Source organism: Streptomyces sp. 142MFCol3.1, from assembly GCF_000424945.1.
Classification (GTDB): domain Bacteria; phylum Actinomycetota; class Actinomycetes; order Streptomycetales; family Streptomycetaceae; genus Streptomyces; species Streptomyces siamensis.
Genome location: NZ_AUKV01000004.1, coordinates 365,206 through 375,462 on the forward strand (window position 1 = coordinate 365,206; position 10,257 = coordinate 375,462).

Annotated in this window: 7 protein-coding genes and 2 pseudogenes; 4 read left to right on the forward strand and 5 right to left on the reverse strand. The window is 68.8% G+C overall.

What is annotated here, in order from left to right:
- Positions 1-24: 24 nt before the first annotated feature.
- Both H305_RS0108130 and H305_RS0108135 read left to right on the forward strand, forming a co-directional pair.
- Entirely contained in the window at positions 25-600 is a 576-nt protein-coding gene (locus H305_RS0108130) for a TetR/AcrR family transcriptional regulator (RefSeq protein WP_028799963.1), read from the forward strand.
- 287 nt (positions 601-887) lie between these two features.
- Positions 888-3,380, forward strand: a complete 2,493-nt coding sequence (locus tag H305_RS0108135; RefSeq protein WP_028799964.1) for a SpoIIE family protein phosphatase — start codon at positions 888-890, stop codon at positions 3,378-3,380.
- Between the two features lie 140 nt (positions 3,381-3,520).
- On the opposite strand, the pseudogene H305_RS56310 reads toward H305_RS0108135, so the two are convergent.
- Positions 3,521-4,061, reverse strand: a pseudogene (locus H305_RS56310) (ISAs1 family transposase); the annotation flags it as partial.
- A 350-nt stretch (positions 4,062-4,411) separates the two neighbouring features.
- On the opposite strand from H305_RS56310, the gene msrB reads away from it, so the two are divergent.
- A complete protein-coding gene (gene msrB / locus H305_RS0108145) occupies positions 4,412-4,819 on the forward strand; it encodes a peptide-methionine (R)-S-oxide reductase MsrB (protein WP_028799966.1) in 408 nt (135 codons plus the stop codon).
- A gap of 369 nt (positions 4,820-5,188) precedes the next feature.
- Here msrB and H305_RS0108150 read toward each other — a convergent pair whose 3' ends face one another.
- Together H305_RS0108150 and H305_RS0108155 are read right to left on the reverse strand one after the other, a co-directional pair.
- Complete coding sequence (locus H305_RS0108150; RefSeq protein ID WP_028799967.1) at positions 5,189-5,656, reverse strand: SAM-dependent methyltransferase; 468 nt, start codon at positions 5,654-5,656, stop codon at positions 5,189-5,191.
- A 235-nt stretch (positions 5,657-5,891) separates the two neighbouring features.
- Positions 5,892-7,322: a mycothione reductase gene (locus H305_RS0108155; protein ID WP_234020649.1), complete on the reverse strand. Its 1,431-nt coding sequence runs from the start codon at positions 7,320-7,322 to the stop codon at positions 5,892-5,894.
- A gap of 312 nt (positions 7,323-7,634) precedes the next feature.
- Between H305_RS0108155 and H305_RS0108160 the strand changes: the two genes are divergently transcribed.
- Positions 7,635-8,123 carry a VOC family protein gene (locus H305_RS0108160; protein WP_028799969.1) on the forward strand — a complete coding sequence of 163 codons (489 nt, stop codon included), beginning with the start codon at positions 7,635-7,637 and terminating at the stop codon, positions 8,121-8,123.
- Positions 8,124-8,136: 13 nt separating this feature from the next.
- On the opposite strand, the gene H305_RS0108165 is transcribed toward H305_RS0108160, so the two are convergent.
- Positions 8,137-9,576: a dihydrolipoyl dehydrogenase family protein gene (locus H305_RS0108165; RefSeq protein WP_028799970.1), complete on the reverse strand. Its 1,440-nt coding sequence runs from the start codon at positions 9,574-9,576 to the stop codon at positions 8,137-8,139.
- Between the two features lie 283 nt (positions 9,577-9,859).
- Positions 9,860-10,257: pseudogene (locus H305_RS0108170) on the reverse strand (epoxide hydrolase); the annotation flags it as partial.

The window sequence follows — 10,257 nt, forward strand, 5'->3', positions numbered from 1 at the left end:
TCCAGAACTCCTACGGTGTCGGTCATGGCAAGGAGCCGGGAGTTCGATGTCGACCAGGCGGTCGAGCGAGCCATGGAACTGTTCTGGGGACGCGGCTATGCCGCGACCTCCCTGCAGGATCTCACCGCCGAACTGGGCATTGGCAGCGGCAGCCTCTACGCGGCCTTCGGCTCCAAGGAGCAGCTGTACGCCCGCGCGCTCGGACGCTACTGCTCGGCCTACGCCGGGGCGCTGATCGCGGAGCTGGAGTCGGCCCCGGACGTGCGCTCCGCGCTGCGGGCGGCGCTCATCGCCATGGTCGAGGCGGACGTCCACGACCCGAGTCGGGGCTGCTTCCTGGTCAACGCCGTCACCGAGCGGCCGGCCGATCCGGCCACGGCGGACAGGGCCACGGCGACGCTGCGTCTGGTCGAGGGCACCATCGCGGGCGCGTTGGAGCGGGCGCAGGCGCGCGGGGACCTGCCCGGGGACAAGGACACCGCGGGACTGGCCCGGTTCCTGACCACGTTCGTCCAGGGCCTGCGGGTCATGGGCAAGGCGCGCGCCGACCGGGTCTTTCTCGACAGTGCGGTCTCGCATGCTCTGAGCGTCCTGGACTGATGCGCTGAGCGTCCCGTCCTGATGGCGCTGAGCGTCCCGTACTGATCCCTGTACTGATGCGCCGAGCGTCCTGGACCGAGCGGGCGGACGTATTTCCGGTCTCCGCGTGGGCGCGGGGGCGGGTGGAGGGTCGGCTGTCGGTGTGACCCAGCTCATTCCGTGATGGCTCCGGCGCTGTCACAAAGCGGAGCCTTGACCGGTCAATCACTCAAAACGGGCAAATGGCATGCCGCCCACACCTACACCCACACCCCAGCCCTCACCCAGCCATGCAAGGAATCACTGCGATGACCATGACCAGCCTCGACACGGTGACACTCGGTAAGCAGATGAGTGTGTCCGAGACGTTCGACACGGCAGTCGCGATGCTCGACGACCAGGGAACGGTGGTCGGATGGACGCAGGCCGCCGAGCAGCTTGTCGGGTACGGCGTCGGGGATGTCGTGGGACGGTCCGCAGCGCTCGTGCTGCCGTCCTTCGGGGCGGCGCCGACGACATCGGCGTTCGTCGAGCAGTGCCGTGCCGAGAACGGCTGGTCCGGCGCGATGACGATGCGCCATCGGGACGGCCGCATGCTCGACGTCAACCTGCGGATCTCGATGCTGGAGCGGAGCGACGGGACATCCTGGTGGCTCGCCTCGGTGGCCGACTTCGACGATCTGTCCGCGGACGCGATCAACGGATCGGTGCGAGGGCTGCTGCTCGGCCGCGCGCCGGTCGGCATCGTCGTGCGTGACCCGCAGTTGCGCTGCACCGCGGTCAACGACGTGATGGCGAGCCACGACGGCCTCACCCATGACGGACGGCTCGGACGCCGCCTCACCGATGTGCTGCCCGGCGCCAAGGCCGAAGTGCTGGAGGCCGTGATGCGGCAGGTACTCCAGAGCGGCACCACCAAGGTCCACGAGTACCGGACGTGGCTGCTGACGGGTCCGCACCGGGAGCACCCGTTCGCGGTGTCGTTCCAGTGCATCCAAGGCGCCGAAGGAAAGCCTCTGGGCGTGTGCGTCATCAGTACCGACGTCGTCGAGAGTCGGCGGGCGCGCGAGTGCCTCGCCGTTCTCAGCGGGGCCTGCACGCGCCTCGGCAACACGCTGGACGTGATGCAGACCAGCCAGGCGATGGCCGAGCTCGCCGTGCCCCTGCTGGCGGACTACGTCGCCGTCGACCTGGAGCAGTCCGTCCCGTTCGGTGAAGGGCCCCCGGTGCCTCACGGTCCGAAGGTCAAGCACCTTCCCGTCTTCCGGCGGGCCGGTGTCGCCTCGATCCACCCGGGCGTGCCGGAATCCACTGCGGCGCGCGGTGAGCCGGTCCCGGTGCCGCACGCCTCACCGTTCACCGAGGTGTTGCGGACCGGGAGGTCCCGCCTGGAGTCGGTCCTGGACACCGCCTCGAGCACCTGGCTCGATCAGGAGCCGGTACTGGCGCGGAGGATCCATGAGAACGGCGTCCATTCGATCATGGCGGTACCCATCCGTTCCCAGCGCGCACTGCTCGGCGTGATGGTGTTCGTCCGCACCGAGAACCCGACGCCCTTCCAGGAAGTCGATCTGCTCCTGGCCGAAGAACTCGTCAGTCGCGCCGCGCAGTCGCTGGAGAACGCCCGCCAGTACGCTCGCGAGCACTGTGCGGCCCTCGCCCTGCAACGCCACCTGCTGCCGCACAAACTGCGGGGCGGCACGGCGGTCGAAGTGGCGTCCCGCTACCTGCCCGCCGACATGGACCACGGCGTGGGCGGCGACTGGTTCGATGTGATCCCGCTGTCCGGCGCCCGGGTGGGCCTGGTCGTCGGTGACGTGGTGGGGCACGGGCTCCACGCCGCCGCGACCATGGGCAGGCTCCGTACGGCAGTGCACACCCTCGCCGACATGGATCTGCCCCCGGACGAGCTGCTGGCCCACCTCGACGACACGGTCCAGCGCCTGGCCGGTGAGGACGACGCCCCGGACGGGGCCCCCGCGGTCGTGGGCGCGACCTGCCTGTACGCGGTCTACGACCCGGCCAGCCGCCGCTGCACCATGGCGCGGGCCGGGCATCCCCTGCCCGCGATCGTCGACCCGCGGGGTCATGTCACCTTCCCCGACCTGCCTGCCGGGCCCCCGCTGGGCATCGGGCTGGGCGACCCCTTCGAGGCCGTGGAGGTGGAACTGCCCGAGGGAAGTCTCCTCGCCCTGTACACCGACGGCTTGGTCGAGACCCGAGACCGCGACATCGAGGAGGGCATGCACCGCCTCGGCGCCGTCCTCGCTCAGCCGGACCGCTCGCTGGAAGAGCTCTGCACCGAAGCGACGCAGTGCTTCCCGGGCCAGGCGCCGTGCGACGACGTCACACTGCTCCTGGTCCGGACCCGCTCACTCGAACCGACCCAGGTCGCCTCCTGGGCGCTGCCCAGTGACCAGACCGCCGCCCGCACCGCCCGGACCCTGGCAGCGGACCAGCTGAAGGAGTGGGGCCTGGAAGGTCTGGAGGAGTCCACGAAGCTGATCCTCAGCGAACTGGTCACCAACGCCGTCCGGCACAGGACCGGCCCCATCGGTCTGCGCCTGATCCGACACCAGGTGCTGACCTGCGAAGTGTTCGACACCGACGTCTGCTCCCCGCGTCCGCGTCGCGCACACACCATGGACGAGAACGGCCGCGGCCTCTTCCTGGTCGCCCAGCTGGCCCGCAGATGGGGGTCCCGCCCGGTGCCGTGCGGCAAGGTCGTCTGGGCCGAACAGGACCTTCCGGCCGGGGCCTGTGTCCGGTCGTCCGTGCCGCCTGTCGATACGCCGAGCTGACCGGGCGGACGCCTCCACTCGTCGCTGCCCCACGGTGTGTTCGGCTGTCGGGCCTGCCACGTCCACCGGCGGACACCGCCGAGCGGATCCAGGCGTGGGATCCCCAGGGCCCCGGCGAGTGCCTGGATCGTCCGGTTTGATCATGTGATGCGGTAGAGGGCGAGGACTCGGGGGCGTTCGGTGTGAGCTCGTCGTCCGGCGGGCGGGTTGTGGGTCCTGACCTGGGACTTGTCCTCGTTGAAGGTGACATCTCGACACCAGTGGACGGTGTTCTCCACGGTCCAGTGCCCGCGAGCCCAGGACGCGATCTCGGCTGCGTTCGCTTCCTCGGCGGGCAGGTCGGTGATGGCGTAGACGGTCTCGCTGGACCATTTCTTCGCCCCGTAGAGTCGGCGACGGCGCTGGATCCCCAGGACTTGGGCTGCGTGGGAAGAGCAGGCCCTCGACGGTGACGACCTGCACGAGCCGCTGCTCGTGACGGCCGTGGCTTCGGGCGTCGTCGTGGTGGATCACGGGGATCTCCTTCCAGGGCAGGGCGTGGAGCTGACGGGTCTGGCCGCGCTGGTTGTTCTTGATGGGCAGCAGGTGGTGAGCGCCGCGTTCGCGCAGGTAGGAGGCGTGGTCGCGTTGGGCGTGGAGGGCATCGGCGGTAACGACCACTCCCGCGAGATCCGTGTCGTCATCAATCACCCCAGGCCGAGACGATCCGGGCAAACGCCGGAGCTCTGGTGCGATCCCGGTGGGGTTTTCCGGCGCGTCTCTCCCGCCGAGCCGACTCTCCCTTTCGCGTCGAAAGCAGGTCACCGAGGCCGGCGGATGTGATCCAGCACACGTCATGACGGCGAGAGGGCGGGAACACCGCAGGTCGCGTGAGGGTTCAAGGACATACGTGCGTGAAAAGGCGCCGTCCCCGGCTCAGCCGCGAGCCTGCATCGGGTCATTCGACGGAATCCCTGCAGAGCCATTTGCCGCGAGGTCAATTCCTTTTCCCCTCCGTTTCTCGCTACCGAATGTGATGAGGTCGAGCTTTCATGTCGTATGACGTCGAAAAGTCGGACGAGCAGTGGCGTGCCGAGCTGGCTCCCGACGAGTACAAGGTGCTGCGCCGGGCCGCCACGGAGATGCCCTTCACCGGCGAGTACACCGACACCAAGACGAGAGGCGTCTACTCCTGTCGGGCCTGTGGCGCCGAACTCTTCACCTCCGCGGAGAAGTTCGACTCCGGCTGTGGCTGGCCCTCCTTCTACGACCCGAAGGACAGCGATGCGGTCGAACTGGCCGAGGACCGGTCGTACGGCGTGGTGCAGACCGAAGTGCGGTGTGCCCGCTGCGGATCGCACCTCGGGCACGTCTTCGAGGGAGAGGGCTTTCCCACCCCGACCGATCAGCGCTACTGCATCAACAGCATCTCGCTGCGTCTGACAGCCGACGAGAGCTGACGGTCGACGGGAGCTGACAGCCTCCAGGGTGCGGGCCGACCGCCACTGGTTCGGTGCCGGTTCCCGCACCTTCCCGCAGGGGTCCTCCGCAGGGTCCGCCATGCTGTTCTCCGCCCGGCGGTCCGGTGGCGGCAGGACCCTTGACCTCGTGCGGCCCCGCGCCTCTCGGCGCCGTTGATCGAAGCAACGGCGGCGGAAGAGCCCCTGGTACAAAGGTGACCTGGCGCGGGGCCGACAGGCCCAGTTGCTGACCGACCGCCTGCTTCCCGCACGCTTTCCCCACCGTGCCGCGACGGGACTGCGTTGCGGCGGCCGGCGGCGGTGTGATGACCGCGCTGCGCCGGCAGCGGTCACCTGTGTCGGCAGGTCCTACGGCTGGAAGTACTCCGACATCAGGTCGCTGACCCATTCCGGCTGCATGATGTCCACGGGGCGGAACTCCTCCATCGTCGGCTTCAGGTCGATGACGGGAGTGCCCGAGACCGCGTCGAGGCCCACCACCGTCAGTTCGCGGCCGCGGACGGATTCGATGGCGCAGGACGTCACGCCGATACGGTTCGGCCTGCGGGGGCCGCGGCCGGCGAAGACGCCGACCGGCGGGAGGTCGGAGCGACCTCGGTAGGGGCGGGGTTCGCGGTAGTCGTCGAGTTCCTCGAACTGGTCGAAGACGAAGAGGACTTCCACGTGGGAGAAGCCCTCCAGCCCCTGGAGGCATGCCTCGCCGAAGCGCTCGTCGATGGTGATCGCGCTGCGGACGGCGCCCCAGTTGTCCGTGTGCTGGACGTCCGTCCTGTCGTTCCGGACCGTACCTATCGGTGTGATCTCGAAGCTCGGCATGGCCAGAGGCTATCCCCTCCGCACCGCTGCCGGCATCGAAGTGATCGGCACCGCCGTGAACCAGGTTGCGGCTTCCTCGGTGTTTCCGTGCGCGGCGACGGAGCAGAGCCCGGCCCCTGCCACGAGAGCCGTCAAGGGGTGGCCGCAAGGCGTGTGTGTCGCTCCGGCGCAGTCCTGAGGCCACGAGGGGCCGGTCGTCCGTTCCGGACGACTCGCCGGCTGCCCGTGTACCCGCCTACAGATCCAGCAAGGCCTGTTCGACCACTTCGGTCAGAGCGGGGTGGATGTAGAGCACGTCCCGGGCGACCTGGTCCACCGTCGATCCCAGCATCATCGCCTGGAGCAGCGGCTGGATGAGCGTGGCGGCCTGGGGACCGATGATGTGTGCACCGAGGATCGTGCGGTCGACGGGATCCGCCAGGACTTTGGCGAAGCTGGTGGTGTCCTCCAGTGCCCAGCCGTATGCGGTCGCCGAATAGTCGCGGACACTCACCAGACAGTTTTGCTTGCGGCGACGTGCTTCCTGCTCGGTCAGGCCGACGCTCGCGATCTGCGGGTTGGTGAACACCGCGTGCGGAGCGAGCTCGTTGGAGAGCGTACGGAGGTCCTCGGGATGGAGGATGTTGTGTTGCACGACTCGCGACTCGGCATTCGCCATGTGCTTGAGCTGAAAGTGGTTCACCGCGTCGCCGAGTGCCCAGACACCTTCCACCGACGTGCGGTAGGTGCTGTCCGTGACGATGTGACCGTGCTCGTCGAGTTCGAGCCCGCCGGCAGCGGCGTCCAGCCGATCGGTATTCGGCCTTCGGCCGACGCAGACCAGCAGCGTGGCGGCCTCGATGGCATGCGTGCCGTCAGGGCATGTCACCGTGACCCGCACCCCGCTCTCGGACGGTGCGACGGACGTGGCCGTCACATTCAGCAGCACACGGTGGCGCCGGGACGCCAGCTCGGTGAAGCGGGCCGACACCTGTTCGTCCTCCGCCATCAGCAGTCGTGGTCCGCGCTGCAGGATCGTCACGTCCGTCCCGAAAGCGCTGAACACGTGGCTGAACTCCGCTGCGATGAAACCGCCGCCGAGCACCACCATGGACGGCGGCACCTCATCGATCCGCATGATGGTGTCGGAGGTGTGGTACGCCACGGTGTCGAGGCCGGGGGTGTCGGGTATGACGGGACGCGATCCGACTGCGACGACGAAGGTGTCCGCGGACAGCTGCTCGTCTCCCACCTGAAGCACCTTCGGCGCGACGAAGCGTCCCGGCTCGGCGTAGACGTCGACTCCCTTCATCCTGCGGTAGTCGACGGCGCTTTCGTGCAGTGGATCGATGTGGTCGAAGACCCGGTCGCGGATGGCTTTCCAATTGACCGGCTCGACACTCGCGTGGACTCCCAGACGCGTCGCGGCGTGTGCCTCCTCGACCGCGTCGGCGGTGATGACGAACATCTTGCTGGGTATGCAGCCGCGGTTGAGGCAGGTGCCGCCGAAGCGGTCCGGCTCCACGATCGCGGTGCGAAGGTGATCGAATTCCTCGTTGAGCAGCATGTTGCCGCTGCCCGTCCCCAGGATGGCGAGATCGTAGTGCCGCATGCCCGTCCACCTTCCGTCGACGAGGCAGTGACCTTGCGGCGCAGGGTCATGAGTACATTGCCTCTTTGATCTCAATTCTGGCCGTATGACCCTGTTCCCACCACCAGATCGGCTCGCCGGTGCGACCTGCCTCACGCTGCCGATCGGATGTTCCGCGCCGCGGTGTCACGGATTGCGACGGCTCGCATCGCCTGGGTGTCCGTCCTCGCTCGGTCCGCCCGCTGATTCCGCCGGCGGGGCCGGACGGCTCCGGCTGAACTTTCATGCCGGCCAGGTCAGAATTGTTGTACAGGCAGTGCGGGCGGCCCGGACAGGATTCGGGTGTGCTGCCTCGGCACGGCCGTCCGCGAGCCACGTCCTGAGCGGACACGCGGCAAGGAGGCCGGGATGAGCACCTCACAGGCCGGGCAGGAAGCCGCGGCGAGCGGTGTCGCAACGCCCGCGACGACGATGAAGTTCGAGGTCGCGGCCCTCCCGGTCGCCGACGTCGACCGAGCCCTGCGCTTCTACCGAGGGCTGGGATGGCGACTCGACGCGGACTACGAAGCCGGGCCGGAGTTCAGGATCGTGCAGCTGACGCCGCCCGGATCGGAGTGCTCGATCCACTTCGGCAGGGGTGTCACCCCCGCGGCACCAGGCTCCGCACACGGTCTCTACCTGGTGGTCCAGGACATCGAGCAGGCCCGCGCCGACCTCCTCGGAAGAGGTGTGGACGTGAGCGAGGCGTACCACAACACCTACGACACGGGTGCGCAGGTACGGGTGGACGGTCCGGCACCGGACGGGAGGAGCTACGCCACGTACGCCTCGTTCAGCGACCCGGACGGCAACGGGTGGCTCTTGCAGGAGGTCAAGGAGCGGCTCCCCGGCCGCTGACAGAACTCGTTGCTCAGCCCCGATGCGCTTCGAGCAGCCTCAGCCATACCTCGCTGATCGTCGGGAATGCGGGGACGGCGTGCCACAGCCGCTCGACGGGGACCTCGCCGGCCACCACGACGGTTGCCGAATACAGCAGTTCGGCGATGCCGGGACCGACGAAAGTGACCCCGACGACCGTGCCCCGGTCCAGGTCGATCACCATGCGGGCCTTGCCCCGATACCCCACGGCATACTGGTGTGCCCCGGCAACGCCGCGGAAGTCGTGGTCCACCACCTTGACGCGCATTCCGGCGTCCTTTGCCTCCCGCGTGGTCAGGCCGACCGACGCGACCTCCGGGTCGGTGAAGACCACTTGGGGTACTGCGGCGCTGTCCGCGGTCGCGATGTGCGGACCCCACCTGTGGGTGTCGACCGGTTCGCCGTGGGCGCGCGCGCCGATCACCGGACCGGCGATACGCGCCTGGTACTTGCCTTGATGCGTCATCAGGGCCCGATGGTTGACATCGCCGACCGCATAGAGCCAGCCGTCCTCGACGGCGGTGACGCGGAACGTGTCGTCGACGGTCAGCCATCCGCCGGGAGTCAGTCCGATGGTCTCCAGACCGATGTCGTCGGTCTGCGGTGTCCGGCCGGTGGCGAACAGGATCTCGTCCGCGTCCAGTTGCCCCCCGTCCGACAGGCCGATGCGCACCGCGCCGTCAGGTCCTTCCTCCCGTGCGACGGAGGTGACGGAGACCCCGAAACGCAGGTCGACGCCGTCCTCGCGCAAGGTCTCCGCGACCATCTCGCCGGCGAAGGGTTCCATCCGCGTCAGCAGGCAGTCGCCACGGACCAGCATCGTCACCTCGGAACCGAGCGCACGCCAGGCGGTGGCCATTTCGACGGCCACGACCCCTCCGCCGACGACGGCCAGACGACGGGGGACGGCATCGGCGCTCGTCGCCTCGCGGTTGGTCCAGAGACGGATGTCGTCCAGATGAGGAAGGTCTGGTAGCGCGGTACGCGTACCCGTACACACGGCAACCGCGTGACGGGCGGCGAGCCGGACCGTCCCGCCCTCAGGGGTGGTCACCACCACCTGACGCGGCCCGTCGAGGCGGCCGAAGCCCCGCACGAGGTCGACGGAGACGGAGTTCAGCCACTCGACCTGGTCCTCGTCATGCCAGTGGTTGACCATGTCGTCGCGGTGCGCGAGGACGGCGGGCACGTCCAGTGGCCCCTCGACCGCGCGCTTCAGTCCCGGCACACGGCGGGCATCCGCGCGTGCCAGTACCGGCCGGAGCAGCGCCTTGCTCGGCTCGCATGCCCAGAACGAACACTCGCCGCCGAGCAACTCCTTCTCGACGATGACCGTACTGAGCCCTGCGGCCCGGGTCCTGTCGGCGACGTTCTCGCCGACGGGGCCTGCCCCGATCACGACGACGTCATACGTGCGAGAGGTGTCGTTCATGGCTGCTCCAGTGTCTTCGCCGACCCTCGCGAAGGCCCGGCAGCGCAACGATAGACACGACCCCGTCGTCGGCGATCCAGGCGCGCGAGGTGTCAGCCCTCTTGAGCGACAAGCCGCGAGTCCGGCTCCGTGAGGCGGTCCGACCGCGTCGGCGGTCACGTCAGGTCCCGGCCACATGGGCGTGGCGGACGGGTGCAAGGAGAGGGGCGGCCGAACGGCTCACTCCGGAGCCGTTCAGCCGCCCTGTCGGTGTCAGGGCCGGTGCCGGCCCTTGGCGATGGGGTTACCGCAGTCCGCGGAACCCGTCGCGGACCTCCTTCACGAGGAGTTCCGGCTGCTCCCAGGCGGCGAAGTGGCCGCCCTTGGGAAGCCGGTTGTAGTGGACGAGGTTCGGGTACGCCTGTTCGGCCCAGCTCTTGGGGGCTGCGTAGAGCTCGTCGGGGAAGACGCTGACGGCGACCGGGATCTTGACGCCCTTGGCGCCGAAGAACGGGGTGGTGTTCTCGGCGTAGAGGCGGGCGGCGGAGATCGCCGTGTTGGTCAGCCAGAACAGGGTGATGTTGTCCAGGACGTCGTCGCGGGACAGACCCTCCTTCACGCCCTCGAACGCACGCGTGATCATGGCCAGGCTGGCCGCGTCGTGGTCCAGGAGGAAGGCCGCCAGGCCGACGGGGGAGTCCG

What these genes read in the sequence shown, in the direction of transcription:
- H305_RS0108130 (WP_028799963.1), top strand. Translation starts at nt 25, where the DNA reads ATGGCAAGGAGCCGGGAGTTCGATGTCGACCAGGCGGTCGAGCGAGCC.
- H305_RS0108135 (WP_028799964.1), top strand. Translation starts at nt 888, where the DNA reads ATGACCATGACCAGCCTCGACACGGTGACACTCGGTAAGCAGATGAGT.
- msrB (WP_028799966.1), top strand. Translation starts at nt 4,412, where the DNA reads ATGTCGTATGACGTCGAAAAGTCGGACGAGCAGTGGCGTGCCGAGCTG.
- H305_RS0108150 (WP_028799967.1), bottom strand. Translation starts at nt 5,656, where the DNA reads ATGCCGAGCTTCGAGATCACACCGATAGGTACGGTCCGGAACGACAGG.
- H305_RS0108160 (WP_028799969.1), top strand. Translation starts at nt 7,635, where the DNA reads ATGAGCACCTCACAGGCCGGGCAGGAAGCCGCGGCGAGCGGTGTCGCA.
- H305_RS0108165 (WP_028799970.1), bottom strand. Translation starts at nt 9,576, where the DNA reads ATGAACGACACCTCTCGCACGTATGACGTCGTCGTGATCGGGGCAGGC.